The sequence below is a fragment of the Pacificibacter marinus genome, assembly GCF_900109555.1.
GTDB classification, from domain to species: Bacteria; Pseudomonadota; Alphaproteobacteria; order Rhodobacterales; family Rhodobacteraceae; genus Celeribacter; species Celeribacter marinus_C.
Map to the genome: position 1 here is coordinate 420795 of NZ_FNZV01000001.1, position 21069 is coordinate 441863.

22 protein-coding genes are annotated in these 21069 nt (G+C 50.6%); 7 read left to right on the forward strand and 15 right to left on the reverse strand.

Annotated features, from left to right (window positions below; all coding sequences use genetic code 11):
- Complete coding sequence (locus BM025_RS01900; RefSeq protein ID WP_170842089.1) at positions 1-492, forward strand: flavin reductase family protein; 492 nt, start codon at positions 1-3, stop codon at positions 490-492.
- A gap of 188 nt (positions 493-680) precedes the next feature.
- Here BM025_RS01900 and BM025_RS01905 read toward each other — a convergent pair whose 3' ends face one another.
- The gene (locus BM025_RS01905) at positions 681-1523 is read right to left on the reverse strand and encodes a helix-turn-helix domain-containing protein (protein WP_085847173.1); all 843 of its coding nucleotides are present in this window, start codon (positions 1521-1523) and stop codon (positions 681-683) included.
- A gap of 124 nt (positions 1524-1647) precedes the next feature.
- Between BM025_RS01905 and BM025_RS01910 the strand changes: the two genes are divergently transcribed.
- A complete protein-coding gene (locus BM025_RS01910; protein WP_085847172.1) occupies positions 1648-1869 on the forward strand; it encodes a DUF2061 domain-containing protein in 222 nt (73 codons plus the stop codon).
- Positions 1870-2016: 147 nt separating this feature from the next.
- Here the strand turns inward: BM025_RS01910 and BM025_RS01915 are convergent, their stop codons facing one another.
- Entirely contained in the window at positions 2017-2526 is a 510-nt protein-coding gene (locus tag BM025_RS01915; RefSeq protein WP_085847171.1) for a MarR family winged helix-turn-helix transcriptional regulator, read from the reverse strand.
- Positions 2527-2606: 80 nt separating this feature from the next.
- Between BM025_RS01915 and BM025_RS01920 the strand changes: the two genes are divergently transcribed.
- A complete protein-coding gene (locus BM025_RS01920) occupies positions 2607-3482 on the forward strand; it encodes an EamA family transporter (RefSeq protein WP_085847170.1) in 876 nt (291 codons plus the stop codon).
- A gap of 71 nt (positions 3483-3553) precedes the next feature.
- Here BM025_RS01920 and BM025_RS01925 read toward each other — a convergent pair whose 3' ends face one another.
- The 7 genes from BM025_RS01925 to BM025_RS01955 form a co-directional block, all read right to left on the reverse strand.
- Positions 3554-4831, reverse strand: coding sequence for a TRAP transporter large permease (locus BM025_RS01925; protein WP_085847169.1), 1278 nt, complete (start codon positions 4829-4831; stop codon positions 3554-3556).
- Between the two features lies 1 nt (position 4832).
- Positions 4833-5363, reverse strand: coding sequence for a TRAP transporter small permease (locus BM025_RS01930; protein ID WP_085847168.1), 531 nt, complete (start codon positions 5361-5363; stop codon positions 4833-4835).
- Between the two features lie 84 nt (positions 5364-5447).
- Positions 5448-6431 (reverse strand): TRAP transporter substrate-binding protein, encoded by a 984-nt coding sequence (locus BM025_RS01935; protein ID WP_085847167.1) that lies wholly within the window; start codon positions 6429-6431, stop codon positions 5448-5450.
- A 198-nt stretch (positions 6432-6629) separates the two neighbouring features.
- Positions 6630-7148 (reverse strand): peroxiredoxin family protein, encoded by a 519-nt coding sequence (locus tag BM025_RS01940; protein WP_085847166.1) that lies wholly within the window; start codon positions 7146-7148, stop codon positions 6630-6632.
- A gap of 191 nt (positions 7149-7339) precedes the next feature.
- Positions 7340-8251 carry a sugar kinase gene (locus BM025_RS01945; protein ID WP_085847165.1) on the reverse strand — a complete coding sequence of 304 codons (912 nt, stop codon included), beginning with the start codon at positions 8249-8251 and terminating at the stop codon, positions 7340-7342.
- An 18-nt stretch (positions 8252-8269) separates the two neighbouring features.
- The gene (locus BM025_RS01950; protein ID WP_085847164.1) at positions 8270-8581 is read right to left on the reverse strand and encodes a cupin domain-containing protein; all 312 of its coding nucleotides are present in this window, start codon (positions 8579-8581) and stop codon (positions 8270-8272) included.
- 20 nt (positions 8582-8601) lie between these two features.
- On the reverse strand, positions 8602-9345 hold the full coding sequence (locus BM025_RS01955) for an SDR family NAD(P)-dependent oxidoreductase (RefSeq protein WP_085847163.1): 744 nt from the start codon (positions 9343-9345) through the stop codon (positions 8602-8604).
- A 596-nt stretch (positions 9346-9941) separates the two neighbouring features.
- On the opposite strand from BM025_RS01955, the gene BM025_RS01960 reads away from it, so the two are divergent.
- Positions 9942-10634, forward strand: a complete 693-nt coding sequence (locus BM025_RS01960) for a GntR family transcriptional regulator (RefSeq protein WP_085847162.1) — start codon at positions 9942-9944, stop codon at positions 10632-10634.
- Positions 10635-11337: 703 nt separating this feature from the next.
- On the opposite strand, the gene BM025_RS01965 is transcribed toward BM025_RS01960, so the two are convergent.
- The 5 genes from BM025_RS01965 to BM025_RS01985 all read right to left on the reverse strand — a co-directional run bounded on the left by BM025_RS01965 (position 11338) and on the right by BM025_RS01985 (position 16515).
- A complete protein-coding gene (locus BM025_RS01965; RefSeq protein WP_085847161.1) occupies positions 11338-12162 on the reverse strand; it encodes a phosphodiesterase in 825 nt (274 codons plus the stop codon).
- 57 nt (positions 12163-12219) lie between these two features.
- The gene (locus tag BM025_RS01970) at positions 12220-13473 is read right to left on the reverse strand and encodes an extracellular solute-binding protein (RefSeq protein WP_085847160.1); all 1254 of its coding nucleotides are present in this window, start codon (positions 13471-13473) and stop codon (positions 12220-12222) included.
- A 105-nt stretch (positions 13474-13578) separates the two neighbouring features.
- Positions 13579-14472, reverse strand: a complete 894-nt coding sequence (locus BM025_RS01975; protein WP_085847159.1) for a carbohydrate ABC transporter permease — start codon at positions 14470-14472, stop codon at positions 13579-13581.
- Positions 14465-15385, reverse strand: coding sequence for a carbohydrate ABC transporter permease (locus BM025_RS01980; RefSeq protein ID WP_085847158.1), 921 nt, complete (start codon positions 15383-15385; stop codon positions 14465-14467). Before BM025_RS01980 ends, BM025_RS01975 begins: the two co-directional genes overlap by 8 nt.
- On the reverse strand, positions 15385-16515 hold the full coding sequence (locus BM025_RS01985; RefSeq protein WP_085847157.1) for an ABC transporter ATP-binding protein: 1131 nt from the start codon (positions 16513-16515) through the stop codon (positions 15385-15387). The genes BM025_RS01980 and BM025_RS01985 overlap by 1 nt, the downstream gene beginning before the upstream one ends.
- A gap of 118 nt (positions 16516-16633) precedes the next feature.
- On the opposite strand from BM025_RS01985, the gene BM025_RS01990 reads away from it, so the two are divergent.
- A complete protein-coding gene (locus tag BM025_RS01990; RefSeq protein WP_085847156.1) occupies positions 16634-17521 on the forward strand; it encodes a LysR family transcriptional regulator in 888 nt (295 codons plus the stop codon).
- Between the two features lie 142 nt (positions 17522-17663).
- Here BM025_RS01990 and BM025_RS01995 read toward each other — a convergent pair whose 3' ends face one another.
- The gene (locus tag BM025_RS01995) at positions 17664-18206 is read right to left on the reverse strand and encodes a LuxR family transcriptional regulator (RefSeq protein ID WP_085847155.1); all 543 of its coding nucleotides are present in this window, start codon (positions 18204-18206) and stop codon (positions 17664-17666) included.
- 63 nt (positions 18207-18269) lie between these two features.
- Between BM025_RS01995 and BM025_RS02000 the strand changes: the two genes are divergently transcribed.
- Positions 18270-19577, forward strand: a complete 1308-nt coding sequence (locus BM025_RS02000) for an acetylornithine deacetylase/succinyl-diaminopimelate desuccinylase family protein (RefSeq protein ID WP_170842090.1) — start codon at positions 18270-18272, stop codon at positions 19575-19577.
- A gap of 12 nt (positions 19578-19589) precedes the next feature.
- Positions 19590-21059, forward strand: a complete 1470-nt coding sequence (locus tag BM025_RS02005) for an ABC transporter substrate-binding protein (RefSeq protein ID WP_370738049.1) — start codon at positions 19590-19592, stop codon at positions 21057-21059.
- The last annotated feature ends 10 nt before the right edge of the window (positions 21060-21069 follow it).

Consider the following 21069-nt stretch of genomic DNA (forward strand, 5'->3'; position numbering starts at 1 on the left):
ATGTCTATCGATATTCAAACATTTCGGGATACGATGGGTCTGTTTCCCGGCGCAGTCACGCTGATCACAACCGGTCAAGGGGCACTGCGTCGTGGGATCACGGCCACGGCCGTGTGTTCCGTCTCGGACAGTCCGCCAAGCCTGTTGGTTTGCGTCAATCGTAAAACCGGAACTTGGGCTGAAATCGTCAGGTCCGGATTATTTTCCGTCCAGCTATTGGGACAGGATCATGCCGATATCGCCATGGCCTTTGCAGGGGCAAAAGGGGTCAGCGGGTTGGACAAGTTTGACACCGGAAACTGGACCAGCTGTGCAGCAGCACAACCCCGTTTAACCGATGCTCTTGCGAGTATATCTTGCCAAGTCAGCAGCACCACCGAGGCCGGCAGTCATACGGTGTTTATCGCACAGATAAAAGATGTCGCTGTCGCAAACGGTGAAGCACTGATCTATGCCCAAGCAAAGTTCCAACGCCTCGCCATAGCGCATTAAGAAACCTAACGTTTCCAAAGAAAGGCCTCGAGCCTCAAGGGGCCTTTCTATCAAACCCACTCCTTTATCCCACCAATCACGACAATACTTGCTCATACAAAAAAAGAGCGATCCGGTGAGGATCGTAACGGGTCTAAGCGAGCGGAATCAACATCCCGTAATGTCGTTTTCGATAGGATATGACAGCGCTACTCTTGCATGAGTGAACGAATATAGGATGGTGCATTGCGCGCATCCACAACCGCTTCTCTGACGAGCCAATCAAAGTGACTTGAGAGAGATTTCACACGTTCAATTTCACGAAAGGCAAGATAGCATTGCCCCACATAAATCACCGCTAAATTTGGTCCAAAAACTGTGACCGGCGAGCTAAAGACCCGATGCGCGTCAAATAAGAACACGCGCAACCTTGGGAACATTTGGTCGCATTGGTCAGCAATAAAGTTCAATTGTTCGTATCGAACACTTTTATCAGCGCCTTTGTAGTATGCCGTTCCGGCAGCACATGCCTCAATCTCGTGAAGGGGCAGAGCAATTTCATAATCAGAAACCCCAGACGACAACCATTCAAGTTGATCCTGCATTGCACGATATGCCTCTGGCAAACGATGCTCTTGAAAGGCCTCGCATTCCCAATGCAGCATCCGTTTGGTTTTCAAAATATCAGGCAAAGTCGCGGGCACATGACGCACTTTATAACCTGCGGCTTCTTGGTGCCATTCAAGAAGTTGCTCATCCGCCGATGTGCGCTCGGCAGGACTGAGAGACAGAGCCGCGGCAACAATATCACCGGGGGATTCTGGCCTATTTGTCAAACCAAGCAACCAGTCGGTACTCACCCCCAAAACATCAGCAACATCTGCTGTCAGCTGTGCATTTGGCAATCTCGCGTGATCTTCTTTTAGAAGTTGCCCTATGGTGGACCGATCCACATTAGCGTCTCTGGACAGCGCACTTTTGGTAACGCCTTTAACTGACATTGCTTCCTGCAGGCGTTTTCGAAACAGGTCTGCGCGATCACGTTTGTCCATTATTTTCACCTATGCAGATAATAATCATCATAAGTGAATTTATGCAGCAAATTCACATAATGTCCATGCCCCCACATTAAGAGTACCTCAATGAAAGCTCGAATAACGACGCGGAGATAAACCAATGGACAGCAAAACCAGAATCCTCATCAAAGCCATAACGTGGCAAGTCATGGGCCTTGTCTCGATGATGTTGATTGGTTTTTTGTTCACCGGCTCGTTGGCCGCAAGTGGCGGCATCGCCGTTGTTGGCGCCGTGACTGGTTTTGTCTGTTATTTTGTACATGAAATAGCTTGGTCCAGAATTTCTTGGGGCCGAGGCATTCTAGGCGCAATCAAGAAATAACATCTGGGCACACCCTCCTGCTCTGCCCCCGAGAACATCTAGCCTCAGGCGGTCCAAGGTTGGGGACAAGTGCAGACCGAAAAAGACTTTGCAACACCAGACGCCAGCAAAAAAGTTTAAGGTTATATTTGCATCAATCTATTAAAGTTAATCAATTTTATTGGAAATTTGATCGGTATCAACAGCCGTTAAATAGGTCCGAAGCAAATCATTTAAGCTGACACGCTCGCCTTCCGTCAGTCCGCTCACAAGCCTTTTTTGTGTTGTCACATGATCGGTCACAGCCGCATCAATGATCTGCTGCCCCTTTGCTGTAAGCTGGACAAGTACACTCCGTTTGTCGCTTCGGTTTCGAACACGGACAACCAGAGCATCTTTTTCAAGTTGGTCTATACGATTGGTCATTGTCCCAGACGTTACCATCATAGTGGCAAGAAGTTGGTTGGGGGACAGCGCATAAGGTGGCCCCGACCGCAAGAGCGTCGCAAGCACATCAAAGCTCGCGGCATTCAGCCCGTGCCTGGCAAAGGTTTTGTTCATCTCATCGGAAAGATGTGCCGAGACACGGATCACATGCCCGATCAGCGACATAGGTTCTGTGTCAAGATCAGGGCGCTGCTTTGCCCATTGGGCTCTAATTTCATTCATATCAAACATGGGATTATTCCATCTTAAATTTATCTTGACGTCAAGACTTATATATCTATCTTGACGTCAAGATAAATAAGGAGGCTTGGATGCCACGCAATTTTGATCTCGCTTTAACGGCCATTGCCCCGGTGATTTGGGGCAGCAGCTATATTGTTACGACACAACTTTTGCCAAATCTCGACCCGCTAACGATTTCCCTTTTGCGCGCCCTGCCAGCAGGGTTGTTTTTATTGTGCTTGGTGCGACAGCTTCCAACAGGGCGTTGGATTCCCAAAATGTTCATTCTGGGGGCATTGAATTTCTCAATATTTTGGTCGCTTTTATTCTTTGCGGCGTATCGCTTGCCCGGTGGTGTGGCTGCGATCATGGGGGCGCTTCAGCCCTTTTTTGTGATCTTCGCTGCCCGCATTCTTTTGGCTGCGCCAATCCGTGCATTGTCCCTGATCGCCGTTGCGACAGGTGGCGTGGGCGTTGCATTGCTTGTCTTGACCTCAGATGCTGGGCTTGATCCCTTAGGGGCCATCGCAGGAATAGTCGGGTCAGCCAGCATGGCTTTGGGAACGGTGTTGAGTCGCAAATGGCACCCCCCTGTTTCAGCGTTAACCTTCACCGCATGGCAGCTGGTCGCGGGAGGGCTGTTACTGCTGCCATTTGCTTTCTTTGCACCCACAAACTGGTCCACGATCACTGGTATGAACATTTTGGGTCTTGGCTATCTCGGCTTGATTGGTGCAGGTCTAACGTATGTTATTTGGCTGCGGGGCATTGCCCGCTTGCAACCTGCTGTCGTCTCAATTCTTGGGTTCTTAAGCCCCTTGAGCGCCACTTTGCTTGGGTGGTTCATTTTAAAGGAAGCTTTAGGTGTGCCCCAAGCAATCGGCATGGCTGTCGTGTTGGTGAGTGTTTTTTTAGGTCAGTACGCGCTGCGACCTCGGCCCGCACACAAACCATTGGCGACATAATGCTTTAAGTAATAGGGGCGCAACCCAACGTGGCGCGCCCCTATCCTGTCTCGGTTAAAGACTTATGTCGGTTAAAACAATGACGGAAGCCAAAGTGAAACAGCGGGCACATAAGTGACCAAAATCAACGCCCCGAGAATGGCCAAATAGAATGGCCAGATTGTCTTGAGCGCCTCTTCGATTTTGATATTCCCAACAGCACATCCAACGAACAAACACGTTCCGACAGGTGGCGTACAGAGACCCAAGCCAAGGTTCATCAACATCATGATCCCAAATTGCGTGGGGTCCATGCCAAGACCAACAGCAATGGGCAGGAAGATCGGCGTACAGATCAAAATCAACGCGGCCATGTCCATGATCATACCTAAGAGCAACAAGATCACGTTGATCATCAAAAGAATGACAATCGGGTTGTCTGAAACGGTGACAAGCGTGTTGCTTAGTCTTTCAGGAACTTGGTACAGCGCCAAAAGATAGGCAAAAGAGCTAGCAAATGCGATCAATATCATCACCATCGCAGTCGTGCGAACTGTTCCGGTGACCGATAAAACAAAAGCTTTCCAACTCAAACTGCGGTAGAAAAAGGTCGTCAAAAGCAGGGCATAAATGGCACCAAAGGCGCCAGATTCAGTCACGGTAAAGACACCAGAAAGCGTACCACCAACGATGATAACTGCAGTCATGAAACCGGGGATCGCAGCACCTGCGGCACGCGCTACTTCGCCCCAGCCTGGGAACGGTTCTGACGGATAATTGTGTTTGATTGACAAAACATAGGCCGCAATCGCGAGACTGGCACACATCAAAATACCGGGAATAACCCCTGCCAAAAACAGTTTAGACACGGACAATCCGCCGCCGGCCGCCACAGCAAAGATAATCATGTTGTGACTGGGGGGAATGACGACGCCTGCAATGGATGACGTGACGGTCACGTTGATCGCAAAGTCAGGGCGATAGCCGCGCTCTTTCATAACCGGCACAAGAATCGACCCCAATGCGGAAATATCGGCCACGGCCGAACCAGAAATGCCACCGAACAACATACTGGAAAAAATGTTTACCATTGCAAGGCCACCTTTGAAGTGCCCCACAAGCGCTGACGCCAATTTCACCAGTCGCACTGCAATTCCGCCGCGCAGCATGATTTCACCAGCCAAAACGAAAAAAGGTATCGCCAAAAGGGAAAAAACGGAAACGCCAGCCGTTGCCCGCTGGAACGTGATCAGCATTGGAAAGCCTTCGAACCAAAAGGCAGAAGCAGCTGCGATGCCCATGGCAAATGCGACAGGCACGCCCAATACGACGCCCATCCCGAAAACGAGCATCAAAATAGTAAGACCCATCTTAGGACTCCTGCAAAATAGGGTTAGGATGCCATTCGGAGAACGTCACAATCCGAATGAGGCCACGGATACCCGCGTTCAAAACGATCAATGCGCCACACAAAGTGATCGCCAGAGTTCGAAAGCTCTCAGGAATGTTGAGCATTGGCAGGAATGAATCCCAGCCGAATTTCATCAACGCAATTCCAGCCACGAACATCACGGCCCCAAAGATTGCAAGGATCAGGTCGATCCCGATAATCACAACCTTTTGCGCGGAATCGGGCAACATATCGCGAAACAAAGTAACACCGAGATGGGTGTCTTCTTTGACGCCCGCAGCAGCCCCCAGAAAGGCGATGTAGCAAATAAGCAATAAGGCAAGCTGTTCGACCCAAGTCGGTGTAACGTTTAGAACGTACCGCCCAAAAACCAGCCACCCGAACGTGGCAACAAGAACGACCAAAGCAACAGACGCTGTAAAAATGCTTGCTCGCTGGACCACGGTAAGTGCGGTTTCACTACGCACTATTAAAGATTTAAGACCACTCATTCTCGCCTCGTGTCGTTTTATGGGCTGATGAAAAACGACCCGCGTCAGATTTTGATGCGGGTCGTATGGTTTCACAAAGTTGTTTTAGCTTGCGTCGCGGATCATGTTGACCAAGTCAGCCAGATCCGGATTGTCCGCAAGGAACTTTTCATAAACCGGCGCCATTGCATTTTGGAATGGAGCTTTGTCAGCAATCGTATTTACGACAGTGCCACCGGCCTGAACGATTTCCATGCTGGCCGCTTCACGCGCCTGCCACAACTCACGCTGCAAGTTGGCGCTGGTGCGGCCCGCTTCCATGACGATGGTTTGTTGATCAGGTGTCAGTTTATCCCAAGATACTTTGGACATGCACAGACATTCTGGAATGATCAAATGCTCGGTCAAAGAATAGTAAGACGCAACCTCGAAGTGGCTGGTGGATTCGTAAGATGGTGGGTTGTTTTCCGCACCATCAACAACGCCAGTCTGGATTGACTGGTACACTTCGGCGAATGCCATAGGTGTCGCGTTGCCATCCATTGATTCAACCATAGAAACGAACAAATCATTGTTCATCACGCGGATTTTCAAGCCTTCAACATCAGCAGGCGTATTGATTGGGCGTACTGAGTTATAAAATGAGCGCGCGCCAGCGTCATACCAACCCAGCGGAACGATACCGCGTTCAATCATGCCAGCGCCGATTGCATCGCCAACTTCGCCGTCCATCAGTTCATACATCTGTGGGATGCTGCTAAAGATAAAGGGCAAGGAAACAACGTTGGTTTCAGGGATAGATGTTCCCATTGGCCCAAGGCTGAATTCACCAAAGTCGATCACGCCAAGACGGATTTGTTCAATCGCATCAGGCTGGCTGCCTAGAACGCCGTTGTGGAATGTTTTTGCGGTCAGATCACCGTCTGTACGCTCGGCAACCTCGGCTGCGAAAGATTCCATCGCGATGGAAACAGGGTAATCCTCTACGTGGATATTCCAGCCGCGCAGTTCTTTTGCTGAAGCTGATGTAGCGGCGAAAGCCAAGCAGCTACCGATTAGGGCGCCGCGAATTGTAAAAGCCAGTGTCATTTATTCCTCCCAGATTAAATTATGTGCTTGCGTGTCTCCTTAGAACCGTTGGTCCTCTCCCGTCACGCCAACAGGTATACTAGTATACCTTTAGAGTTATCCTGTCAAACTTCTCCTTTGCTGCTTGTGAATATTTCGTGGAAACTCGTTGAATATCGGAACGAATGACGGCTTTCGCACGCCATTCGTTCCGAACAGTTACACAGTGCCGCGTGGAGGGCGGTCATTTTGTTTTGTAAAGATCATGCCATCCAGCAATTCACCCAACTCAGGGCGTGCAGATGGTCCGTTTGAAATTGAAATCAACAAAAGGCTGCCATCGGGTCGAATCACAAACGTACCCGGTTCAGCGAATCGACGCTCGGCTTCTGACGCCGAAAGAGGTTCGGTCACAAACACACCAAGCTGTGCCATTTGATCTTCTGTCAGGCCGTAGCCCAGTTCGAAATTCCAGCCAAATTCCTTTTGGTCGGCCTCTGCTTTTTCCAAGCTGTCAGCAGAGACAACAGCAATATCAAAGCCAGCTTCAGACCAATCAGCCCGCATGTCATTCAAAATATTAAGGTACTTTTTGCACCGCGGGCAGTGCTTGCCCCGATAAACGACCAACAACGTCCAGTTGTTTTTGGTGCCGCCGACTGAGACTTCTCCACCGCCTAAGCGAGGGAATGACATTGGCGCAAGAATGCTTCCGGCAATTGGTTTTGGTGTGGGCATGATTTTTTCTCCGGTATTTGGAACTGAATGCAGTCTAGTTTAGTTTTGTCGTTGTCAGTGATAAAACGCACAAGCGTGTTAGAATCTGTTGGCGGGTACAGCGCCAAGATCGAGACCCCGTGATTGATCTCTTCAAGAATAAAGGCCTCAAACAAATTCATCTCGGCATTTATGCGCCCTCTATGTAAAATTTACGGATCAAGGTGAACAGGATCGATGGACACCAGCGCTCCCTTCCCTTGCACGACGGCCCCTGCCAATCGGCAAGCTAACGTGATGCTCTTCTCCATAGGTATATTGTCTTGTAATCCAGCCAAGATACCTGCGTTGAAGCTGTCACCCGCAGCTGTGGTGTCGACAACATGTTTCAATGGTGGCACAGAAACGTTTCCAAAGGCAGCACCTTCGCGGTGATGCACAGCATCAGCACCGTTTTTGACAACAATAGTGGTCGCACCCGCTGCGGCGTAACGATCTGCGGTGGCCATAGGATCAGCATCCTTAAACCACGCAGCTTCATCTTCAAAAGACGGCAAGGCAATGTCACTTACAGCGGCCCCCTGCATGATCGCCTCAGTCATTTCAGACGGGCTTGACCACAAATGCGGTCTCAAGTTGGGATCAAAGGCAATCGTTTTTCCGGCAGCACGCGCTGTCCGCAGCGCAGTCACTAAAACCTCACGAGACGTCGCATCCAAAATAGCCAGTGTGATCCCTGAAAAATAGACAAGATCAACGTCGATCATTGCCTGCGCAAGCGCGTGCGGGTCTGCCGCAAGTTGCCGCGCCGCCGACTGCCCGCGCCAATATGAAAAGCTGCGTTCGCCGTTGATCAGCGAAATCATGTACAAACCAACTGTACTGCCAGTCACGGTCTGCACATAGGTGTCGTCAATACCGCTCGCCAAAAAGGCATCCCGCATCCGTAAAGAAACATCATCGGCCCCAACTGCAGTGAAAAACGACACATGCATATCGGGTCGCAACCGCGCGAGATACCACGCGGTGTTAAACGTATCGCCCGCAAAACCAAGGTGGTAGTCACCCTGTGTCGCTGCAGGCGCAAGTTCGGCCATACATTCACCAATCGCGAGGACGCGCATAGTCTGTACCCCTAAAGTCTATAAAAAATCGTCACGGCGCGGCGTAAAACAATCGATCAATGTGCCCGGTTCAAGACAAACACATCCATGTAGTTGCTCGGATTCGACCACAAAGCTATCGCCTGCTTTCACCTCATGTTCTCGGTCCCCCAACGTAAAACGAAACCGACCGCTTTCTACATAAGTGGACTGTACGTGTGGGTGATTGTGTAGTGCGCCGATGCTGCCTTCCGCACCAAAGCGAAAGGCAACAACCATCAGGTCGCGATGATCAGATAACACTTGGCGTGTCACGTTTTCACCAGTTGAAACAATCGGATAGTCAGACATTTAAGGTCCTCACCGCGTCGTTATGAAAACAGCATGCCGCCGTTTAGATCAATGTTCGTGCCCGTGATGAAAGCAGAGTCGTCACATGCGAGGAACAACACAAGGTTTGCGGCATCATCAGTGTGGCCTTGGCGTTTCAACGGGGCTGCAGCTTCGAATCCGCGACGACCTGCATCTGGTGTGTGAATGTTGTGGAAATCGGTATCGATCATACCTGGGCACAAAGCGTTTACACGAATTTTTGGCCCAAGCTCTTTGGCAAGCCCGCGCGTCATAGTCATGATAGCACCTTTAGATGTTGCATATGCAACAGCACCTGGTCCGCCACCATCACGTCCGGCTTGGCTGGCAAGATTAACAATCGCACCCGTTTCCATATGTGCCAGACATGCTTTCGTGATCATGAACGTGCTGGTCAAGTTCAGGTCCATGACTGCATTCCAATGATCGAGCGGCATCTCAGAAATGGTTTTGCGAGAAATCAGACCACCCGCGTTGTTGACCAAAATATCAACGCCGCCAAAGTCAGCAGCAGCTTTTGAAACCAATGCGTCGACATCTGCTTGCTTGGTCAAATCACCCTGCATCGCAAAGGCACGTCCGCCTTGCGCAGTGATTTGTTCAACAGCTTTGTCAGCGCCTTCGCTGCTTGAAAAATAGTTGATCGCGACGCTGGCACCTTCTGATGCAAGCTTGAGGGCGACAGCCAATCCGATGTCACGTCCACCACCAGTTACAATCGCGGATTTACCTTTAAGTTTCATGCTTTTTTCCTTTTATGCTGAGATGGTCAACTGTGTGCCGCCATCGAATATTTGAGCACTACAACCTTACAGTTGCGGCCATTTGCGTTTGTGAAAGAGAGGGCGCAGTCTTACTTTTGACGCGGTCACATACGGCATGTTGATCGTCAAACCGCCACAGCCGATTGAAACGTACAAAGGGCTTTGCGATATTTTTCAAACTTACTCCAAGCATGATCCCTCCTCTGAATGCGCCACCTCCTCGTGGTGCATTTGAATCGAATGGTTGATTCGTCTTACTTGCTATCTGGTATACTAGTAACCATACTGGTATACTAGTGAGAAATGGTATACATTTTTCCAAACTTACAAAATGGATAAAAATTAAGGATTATCTAAGCATATTCATAGTCAGAGAATACGCAGAACGGATTGAAGCATGCGACTTGTGGGCATCGTCACTGATCCAAAGCGCCCGACCCCTTCCATTTCCCTGCGGGTTATGATCGAGATGCAAAGAAATATGTAAGGCCTCGGCAGACACAATCTCGCGGAGTGACACTCGCACTAAATGGCCGCGATAATCCGGCCCAAGAAACCAAGATGGAGACGATGTAATGGGGCAAGCAATCCAACGCGGCGAACGACGCACAAACGTGGATGACATTTTCGATTACCTGCACGAAGAAATCCTGTCACTTAACTTACGACCTGGCGACAAGATTTCAGAGGCAGATATTGCGTCCCAATTCGGAGTCTCACGCCAGCCCGTACGCGATGCGTTCAGCCGTCTCGCCAATCTTGACCTGTTGCTGATCCGCCCACAACGCGCGACAGAAGTAAGACGCTTTTCAATGCGTGAGATCGAGAAATCTCGGTTTGTGCGTGCGGCAGTCGAAAGCAAAGTTCTACAACGTGCGGCAGAATACTGCGATACCCAAGGGGCCGCACAGCTAGATGCAGCACTTGCACAGCAAGAAAAAGCCATCAAAGAAAAAGACTTCGATAGCTTTGGCGCGCTCGACTACGAATTCCATAAAGCGCTTTGTGAAATCGCACAGGCAGACTTTGCTTTCGACGTCATCATGAGTGAAAAATCCAAGGTAGATCGCTTGTGTATGCTGGGCCTTTCCAAAGAAGATCGCATGCCAGAGCTGGTGGCAGATCACCGTGCGATAGCCGACGCAATCAAAGATCATGACCCCGAAAAAGCCATCGAATTTGGAATGCGCCACCTTTCTCGGTTGGACAAAACAATTGAAAGCATTTCCGCGACCAAAGCGAGCTATTTCGAGCACGCTGATGAGTGAGACGACCCTGTAGCCCCCGTATCCAAGATCGCATTGCCGCCAAGCACTTCGAAGAGGTCGATGTAAAACAACGCGAATTGCAGTCCCTACTGACATGATGAAAGTAGGCGTTCAACGTCGGCTTGTGGATAATAATCTCGTTAGTTCAGTGCTAGATGGTTTAAACGAGAAATTGGTCGGCACAAAAATACTGTCTTTGTGCTTCGTTGTGTCCATATTTAACTTTGCTCCTATCTCATTATATTCTTGTTCACTTCCCCCGTGCCTTGAACAAAACCGTGCTGTAGTATTTCCATACGAGTCTGCGCACCGACATGGCGCAACCGACTAGGCAAAAGAGTCGGCATTAGAGAGTAACTGATGCGATTACGACATATCGAGGTCTTTTCGCGATCTTTCGCAATGGATCTGTAACGAGACCTAGAAACGATGCGACGGCATGTAGCCAGCCTGCGCAATGAGCTGTCGTCCAATCCGCATCGTTTGCCTTCCCAGTTTAGGTCAATGGCTAATTCCACAAAACACGAACGTGAAATGCTTGATGGCTTTGCGCACGCGCGAATTCGATTTAGCCTTCACTTTTGGTCCGCCCCCCCAGCATTTCGCAAAAACATGCTCTGCCGACAAAACTGTCGTCAACTCTCACTTTGGGAATATCCACTCACGTGCTGTATTTCAAAACTGATGCGACAGTAAAACGTGACTACCGAACCATCGTCAATTGATCCCAATCGGCATAGTCGGGTGATCCTTCACCGCGAATTTCGCCTGCATAGCCATATTCGACCATATGTACCATTGTGGTGGTCTCGCTTGCGAAAATGACGCTGTAACTTTCGGTCAAGTCCGCACCTGATAAAAGCTTGGTTGCCGCAAAGTCTGGCCAGCCCGCATGATTTGTGCCGCGCGGGGCCGAAAATGGAATGCCGTGAAGAGATCCAGACAAATGCATATGGCAATGCCCATGAAAAATATGGCGGATTTTTCCCGCATGTGGCGCGACAGTGGCTGCAAATCGATCAGCATCCAAAAGCATGATTTCGTCCATAGGCGCAATTTCGATTGGCACGGGATTGTGGTGCATGAATATCCAAACGGGACCTTCCAAAGTGTCCAAAGTTTGTTCTAGCCACGCGGCACGCTTTTCGCAAAACTGGCCTGCGTGCGTGTCTTGGCCCCATGTGTCCAACAAGATGCCATGACCCAAAGACAGCGGGATCACGCTTTGCACAAAACCATCTGAGCCTTCGGTTTCAGGGAACACTTGCAAAAAGGTCTGCCGATCATCGTGGTTCCCAATACAAAGGTGAACCGGCAGAGCGACCTCGCCCAAATAAGCCTTAAGGCGTTCGTAATCAGCCGCGTCCCCCCAGTCCGACAAATCGCCCGTAATGATCAAAGCCTCGGCATCTGGATGATGGGTGATCGCATGGTTCAAGGCCTTGGCAAAATTCGCATTCGGGTCACGCCCGCCAATGGTTTTGCCAAGCGCGGTCAAATGAATATCAGTGATTTGCAACAGCTTCATAATGAGTCTCCAAATAAAAATGCGGCCACCGATGATTTACGATGGCCGCCAGTCTGTTTAGTCGAGAAGGTCTTGAACTTCTTCACTCAGTTGCTCTTGCAGCTCTGCCATATCGTCGTATTCACCTGTCACGATGCCCTCAAGACCATCGTAGATCACCTGCGTTGCAGCCAAGCCGTTATCGCCCGGGTAGGCTTGCCAATCGCGCAGCAATGGAAGTTGACGTACTGCCGTCGCTTTGGCTGGGTTCTCAGCATAGAAATCCTTGAGGATGATTTCGTTCGCGGCTTGGTTCGGTGGCATGTAGCCTGTTGTGCGTGCAACTGCAGCGGCCCCTTCACCAGATGTAATGAATTTCAACCACTGCCAAGCTGCGTCCAACACAGCCGGATCTTGAGATGTGGATGTGAGCATCGCGGCGTTCCCGCCAGCCGGCAATCCCAAAGGACCACCCGCAGCCATGCCGGGAAATTCATTGGTGATCAAAGTGAAATCGCCCATGGAGCGTTCAACCGCACCGACAGCAGACGTCGACCAGAACATCATGCCGATTTCGCCAGCAGAAAAAGACGACAAAGCGGCTTTCCATTCAATGTTTTGCATATCGCATCCATCGAACAGGGCCTTCATTTGCTCAAGGGATTTTAGACCCTCAGCGCTGTCGAGATTAAAGTCATTGCCGATCACTGTTGGCGTGTCTTGGGACCACATCAAAGCTTGCAAGAACCAGTTGCCCGTGATGTTCCAGCCCCAAAACATTGGGTTGTCGACGCCCGCATCTGTCAATTTACGACAGGTCGCGATAACTTCGTCCCATGTTTTGGGCAGATCAGAGACGTCCGTAATGCCAGCCGTGGCCATCACTTCCATGTTGTAATACCCCACTGGAAGCGAAATCGAAAATGGCAGACCGTAGACCTCATCGTTGAAAGTGCCCAAATCAAGCATGGCTTGGTGGTAACCATCTTTGGCAAAATCTGCCTCTTTGGCGATAAAAGATTCGAGCGGTTTGGCGATGCCTTTGTCAACGAGGATCGCTTGGCGGTTCAGGCCCTGCATCGTCACGTCAGGCAATTCACCGGCCACAGCTTCGCGCAAAATCGTGTTGTTCGCGTCCTCGTAGTTTTCATAAGTCGCGCGGAACTTTACGTCGATGTTCGGGTGCGCCTCATGAAACAGCGGCATAATGTTTTCATAGGTGACATCAAAAAGATGGCTGTAGGGGTAAGCGAATTCGATTGTGACCTTGTCATCGGCCATTGCGGCAGACGCGCTGAGCATCAGTGCCATTGCAGTTGTCAGATTTTTCATTAGTCTCTCTCCAGTTGCCTTTGGGCTCGGGTTGATTTGGCGATTGGCCAAGCCCAGTTATGTCCCTTTCGGGATACGGGTGATGGGGCGTCCCTTTGGGGCGTCCTACTTCATTCCAGACAGTGTGATCCCTTCAATGAAGCGGCGTTGCGCCAGCATAAATGCCACGATCAAAGGCATGACGATGACGACCGCCGAAGCCATCATCGGGCCAAAGTTGTCGCCATCCGCGTCGCCTTTGAATTCGCGCAACCCCAGCGGTGGCGTAAACAGGTCACGGTTGCCGGTGATGACAATGCGCGGCCAAAAATAATCGTTCCAATGGGCGACAACGCTAAAGATCGCGAAGGCCATCAATGCTGGGATTGCAGTGGGCAGCATGACATTCCAGATGATGCTGTACTCAGACATGCCATCCATCCGCGCGGCATCGATCAAATCATCGGGCACCGTCATGAAAAACTGGCGCATCAAAAAGATTCCGAAGACGCTGATGGTCCATGGGATCACCAAAGCCGCGTAGGAATTGGTTAATCCCAACTTGGCAAGCATGATATACAACGGCAAAGCGATAGCGTGCACAGGGATGAGCAAGCAAAACAGCACCAAGCCAAAGACAGCTTCACGCCCCCAAAAACGCAGTTTGGCCAAAGCATAAGCACAAGGTAAAGCGACGACGACTTGGATGACAAAGATGGACCCCGTCACGATCAACCCATTCATCAAATAGCGCAGCAACGGCGCTTTGGAAAAGGCGGTGACGTAGTTATAGATAAAGGGCGTGACCATACATGCATCAACCGGATTACCGCGTTTGATGCAGTAATCATCGCGAAACAACTCTTGTGCACCAAAGATGCCGCCAGTGTTTGTCATAATCTCATGCGGGCTTTTGAAGCTATAAGTCAGCATCACATAGAACGGCAGCAACACGATGATAGCCCCTAAAATAAGCACCGCGTGTTTCACGGTCTCTCGGGTTGAAAAGCCATTAAGCATAGTGGGTTCTCCGTTCGACCAACCAGCGTTGGATCAGGGTCAAGATCATCACAAAACCAAGGAACACCATGGTAATGGCAGCCCCGATCCCCATGAGATTTTGTTGGATTGCTTTTTCGTAAATCGCAAACATCATGACATAAACGGATTTGGATGGGCCGCCGCCTTGGGGGTAAAAGGCCTCGACCGTGTCAAAAACCTGAAACGATCGGATGAAACTGATGGTAACAACAAAGACTGTTGTGGGCCCTAACATCGGCCATGTAACCAAACAGAAACGATCCCAAGCAGACTGCGTCCCGTCCATTTCAGCCGCGTGATATAAATCGCGTGGTATCCCTGTCAAACCAGCCAAATACAGCACCATATTGAAGCCAAACCCCTGCCATATGCCAATAAAACTCACGGTCCAAATCGCGTAATCGCGATCCGTGAGCCAAAGTGGAAATGTGCGTGCGCACCCTTTGGCGTACCATGTCCAGCCTTCCAAAAAGGTGCCACAACCACGCTCTAACGTGGCGTTGATAATCCCGATGGTGGGATGGAATGCGAATTCCCAAACGATCGCCATCGCAATCAAAGCGGACATGACGGGAAGAAAGTAAATCGTTTTGTAAACCTCGCCAAAGCGGGTCAAAGAATTGATCAACAAAGCTGCCCCAAGTCCCAAGCCCACCGTCATCGGCACAACCAAAAAGACATAGCGAAAGGTCGCGCCAAACATCTTGGCATAGGTGCTGCGGGTAAAAATCTGTTCGTAATTTTCAAGCCCGACAAAATCTGCGCTCGTGTTGCCCAGTGAATAATTGGTGAAGCTCATCCCCGCCGCGATGAAAATCGGCAAAAGCAAAATCAGAAACATCAAGATCAACGCAGGCCCGATGCACCAAAGATATGCGCGTTGGTTCCCCATCAGACAGCCACCTTGGATGTCGTATGTTCGGCCCGCAAGCGCTGCCCATCTGCTCCGAAAATCAACAGGTGGTCTGACGACATCGTAAATCGCACCTGTGCGGCCAATGCGGGGGCATGTGCAGGGGTGGCCCGCACAACGACCACGTCTGCGTGTCCATCCACGACAAGGTGCAAAAACACATCAGACCCAAGGTTCTCGCGATGCTTGACCATGCCTCCAAAACGTCCAGTTTTCGACAGCGTCAGATGTTCGGGGCGTATGCCAACCACCACGGATTGTTGCGACAGACCAGAAAATCGCCCCATAGATTCCCCCAAAACGGTCAGCGTCCCTTGCTCATCAATTTCACTCGATAAAGTATTGATCGCAGGCGAACCAACAAAGCGCGCCACGGCCAAAGAATTAGGGTCGCGGTAGATGTCGTCCGGGCGTCCGAATTGCAAGATTTTACCACCCATCATCACAGCCATACGGTCCGACATGGTTAAGGCTTCGGCTTGGTCATGGGTCACGTAAACAAATGTAGTTTTGAGCCTGCGATGCAGCTCTGTCAGTTCACTGCGCATGTGAACACGCAAAGCGGCATCCAAATTTGACAATGGTTCGTCCATCAAAAAGGCCACAGGGTTGCGCACCATAGCGCGCCCTAACGCGACCCTTTGGCGCTGCCCGCCTGACAATTGCCCCGGCTTGCGGGTTAAAAGCTCTGTGATTTTTAACGTCTGCGCGACAGCGTCTACTTGAGCTGTCAACGCCTTGCGTTTTGCCCGCGAGATCAATGGTCCGATTACTGGAAGTCGCTGGGTCTTGGTCAAATCGCGCATCAACAACGGCGTCAACATATTTTGAGCCACGCTCAAATGCGGATAAAGCGCATAGGATTGAAACACCATCGCCAGATTTCGCAAGGAAGGTCGGGTCTGGGTCACATCGCGTTTCCCAATCGTTACCGTTCCTGCGTCGGTCGCTTCAAGCCCTGCGAGTATGCGCAGCAAGGTAGATTTTCCACACCCTGACGGGCCTACGAGAGTCACAAACTTTCCGTCTTTGATGTCCAGATCCACACCGTCCAAGACCATGGCATCACCAAAGGATTTGGTGATCGTTCGCAAAGAAATTGATGACATATGTGCCCCCTAGCGCAATCGACTTGAGGGGAAGTTAAACAGTGCAGTTATCGATTCTGTGACGACATATTAGCGTCACTTATAAAAGCTAAAGTCTTCCTGACATTGGAGAGATAAAATGCGCAGATCGACCCCATATCAATTGACGGCCTTTTCTCATGTGGTGCGCGAAGGCAGCGTGACGGCTGCTGCGCAAAAACTGGGCGTGTCGCAGTCTGCCGTGACCCAACACTTGCAAAAACTCGAAGCTTTGGTCGGGGCAAAATTGATCGCCCGTAGCAGAGATGGTCAGACACTCACGCGCACAGGACAAGAGATTTTTGAACTCGCCGAACGGCATGTCTCCCTTGAAAGGGTCATTGCAGAACGCTTGGCCGGATACGCGGAACTGGACAACGGGCACTTAACGATCATCGCAAATGCGCCCGCCCCTGCCCTCAGCCTGATTGCACGTTTCAACAGGAAATGGCCCAACATCCAGATTGATTTTACCTTGTATGATTGGACCACTGCAATTGAGATGTTGCGCACACATCAGGTGGACATCGCTCTTATTTTTGAACCAACCCACTCTCCAGATTGGAAAATTTATGACATCGGGCGGGAACGTTATGTGTTGTATGCACCAGCAAAACACCCATTCGCCAAAAGAAAAATCATTAGCTTGGGCGATTTAGCAGGCCAAACGCTATTATTGCCAGAACAAGGATCGCTGACCCAGCGGGTCGTCAGCAAGGCTTTGACAAAGCATGATTTGAATGTGCAGCGCAAAATCAAAACCACAACATTTCCGGTGATGAAAGAGGCCATTCTACAAGGCGCAGGTGTCGGAATTTTCTTAGAAAACAGCACAGTAGAAACCGATGCCCTGTGCAGCCTGCCGATACATGAAATGCCGGAAACGTACAGAAGTTGCGTTGTCGTGCCCAAAGACAAGCATGATCTGAGACTTGTTCAAAGGTTTTTATCTCTCGTCGGCTCTGGGAATTGGAAAGGTCACGAATAGCTTAAAAGCGAAAGGCTGCCTTAGCTACCGTGAACACACAGTCGCACGATGGGATAATGGGATGCCGTTTTGATCTGCCTGCTGGTGTCGCCTGAATTCCATCTAAAATCTTGATCGCAAATGTGGTCCATTCAAAAGTCAATTATCCAAGCTCTGTCATTCGGCCCAGCAAATCCGCGGATCGTCTTACACCGAAACGCTTGATCAAACGGGCGCGCACATCTTCGATGGTGCGGGGCGATAGGGTCAGGTCTCGTGCGATTTCTTTGCTGGTCATTCCTTGGTTCATCAATCCTAAAACTTGGCGTTCGCGTTTGCTCAAGGTGATTGGTTGGGCACTGTCGGAAATCAACGCATAGCTTAAGATGATCCGTGCAAGCGGCGCATCTGGGGTCAGGGAATGGGCCCTAAAACGGCACCAAATATTGTCACCATTACAATGACGTAAAAGGCGTTCGTCACTGTAATCTTGGTTGCGCTTAAGTGCTGCAATGCCGACTTCGCGAATGCGTTGATACTCTTCGTCTGATCCGTAAAACATTCGAAAAGACTGCCCTTGGATATCCTCTGCCCGATACCCAAGCATCGTCGCGAAAGTTGCGTTGCACCGCTTGATCACCCTGTCCTCAGACAGCACGATTCCGATGGGGGCGTGGTCAAACGCCAAAGTTGTAAAATCAATCATATCGTCACAGTACCGTAATTATACGGTATTGATACCGTATTTTTTTCCGACAATACTCACCTCATGAATGATCAAAATACCCCAGACCCTTTGTCGCCGCTCATGCACGAAATTCAAAACCGCCGAGACGATCTGATCGCCTTGACGCAGGATTTGATCCGCATTCCCACGTTGAATCCTCCGGGGGACTGCTATCGGGATATTTGTGAGTATTTGGATCAACGCCTGTCCAAACATGGCTTCACAACCCAATTGATCCGTGCTCACGGTACGCCTGGCGACAGCGAAAAATATCCGCGTTGGAACATCATCGCACGACGTGAAGGCAAAAGCGCTGGCGATTGTGTGCATTTCAACAGCCATATCGATGTGGTCGAGGTGGGTCATGGGTGGACCCAAGATCCCTTTGGCGGTGCTTTGATTGATGGCAAGATTTATGGTCGCGGTGCCTGTGATATGAAGGGTGGTTTGGCGGCGTCGATCATCGCTGCCGAAGCCTTTATCGATATGCATCCAGAATTTCACGGTGCAATCGAAATTTCAGGCACAGGAGACGAAGAATCCGGTGGTTATGGCGGTGTTGCCTATTTGGCTGAGAAAGGCTTTTTTAGCCCCAAACGTGTGCAACATGTCATCATTCCCGAACCTTTGAACAAGGATCGTGTGTGTCTGGGCCATAGGGGCGGCTGGTGGGCCGAGATTGAAACCTTTGGCGAGATTGCCCACGGATCGATGCCCTTTTTAGGCGATTGCGCAGTGCGGCACATGGGCGCCGTGATCGATAAATTCGAGACGGATTTATACCCAGCCATGGCGCTGCGACACACTGAAATGCCGGTCGTGCCAGAAGGCGCGCGCCAATCCACCATGAACATCAATTCGATCCACGGCGGCCAACCCGAACAAGATGACGATTTCACGGGACTGCCTGCGCACTGCGTGCCTGACAGCTGCCGTGTGGTTATTGATCGACGCTTTCTTGTCGAAGAAAACATTGATGATGTCCGTGGCGAGGTCACAGGTTTGCTTGATAGCCTAAAAGCGGAACGCCCTAAGTTTTCTTATGAATTGCGCGAACTGAACCGTGTTTTGCCCTCTATGACGGATAAGAACGCCCCCGTTGCAGCCTCACTGGCGAAACAAATTGCAAAGGTGATGGGCAAAGAGGCAGAATTTGTCGCCTCTCCCGGAACTTATGACCAAAAGCACATCAACCGCATTGGCAAATTAGAAAACTGCGTTGCGTATGGACCCGGAATCTTGGAACTTGCGCATAAGCCTGATGAATACATCGGGGTCGAAGATATGATGGTCAGCGTGCAAGTTATGGCACGTAGCCTTGCAGAGCTACTGCTACCAACAAAAGAATAAGGGGAAAAGCCAATGAAAATGACACTATTCGCCGCAAGCGTTTGCGCACTCGTTGCAGGCATGGCGTCCGCACAAACTGACATCACCGTGGGTCTTCAGTTGGAGCCGCCAAACCTTGACCCAACAGGTGGCGCGTCCCAAGCAATTGACTCTGTCCTTTATTCGAACGTTTTTGAAGGTCTTACGCGGTTCCAAGGCGATGGTTCTGTCGTGCCAGGATTGGCGGAAAGCTGGGATATTTCTGAGGACGGAACGGTTTATACCTTTCACCTCCATGATGGTGTGGTGTTCCATGACGGCACATCCATGGACGCTGAAGACGTAAAATTCAGTCTTGATCGCGCCCGCGCGGAAGACAGCACCAATGCGCAAAAAGGTCTGTTTGCTGGCATCACTGATGTCACTGTGGTTGATCCGTTGACTGTAAAAGTGACTTTGGATGGCCCCAACGGCAGCTTCTTGTTCAATATGGCTTGGGGCGATGCGGTTATTGTCGCGCCTGAAAGTATTGAAACCATCGCATCCAATCCCGTTGGCACTGGCGCGTTTGTCTTTACCGATTGGGTCCAAGGCGACCGATTGGAATTGACCCGCAACGACAGCTATTGGGGCACGAAAGCTGCCTTAGAAAAAGCAACGTTCCGCTTTATCTCAGATCCCACGGCGGCATTTGCTGCGGTGATGGCCGAAGATGTCGATGTGTTTAGCGGTTTCCCAGCCCCTGAAAACCTGCCTCAGTTTGAAGCAGACCCTCGGTTCCAAGTTCTTGTTGGCAACACTGAGGGCGAAACGATCCTATCGACCAACAACAAAATGCCACCGTTTGACAATGTGCTGGTGCGCGAAGCTGTGGCCCATGCCATCGACCGCCAATCCGTCATAGATGGCGCGATGTATGGTCTGGGTACCCCGATTGGCACGCACTTTGCGCCACATAATCCTGACTACGTCGATCTACTTGCGAACTCTCAGTACGACCCTGAGAAATCAAAAGCGCTTTTGGCCCAAGCGGGTCTTGCGGATGGCTTCACAACAACCTTGAAACTGCCACCGCCTTCATACGCACGTCGGGGTGGCGAAATCATTGCCAGCCAGTTGCGTGCCGTTGGTATCGACGCCCAAATCACCAATTTGGAATGGGCGCAGTGGATCGAAGAGGTCTTTAAGGCCAAGGACTTTGGGCTGTCCATTGTCAGCCACACAGAGCCAATGGATATCGGAGTTTATGCAAACCCTGACTACTACTTCCAGTATGACAATCCTGAATTCCAAGCGCTCATGGAAGAGTTGAACACCACGACAGAGCCTGCCGCGCGCAGTGCTTTGTTTGCCAAAGCGCAAACGATCCTCTCTGAGGATTATGTCAACGGCTACCTGTTTGAGTTGGCAATCGCAACGATCGCGAAAGCTGGCGTGCAAGGACTTTGGGCCAATCAACCGACAGCTGCTATTGATCTGACAGCCGTCAGCTGGGCCGAATAAAGGTAAGGGC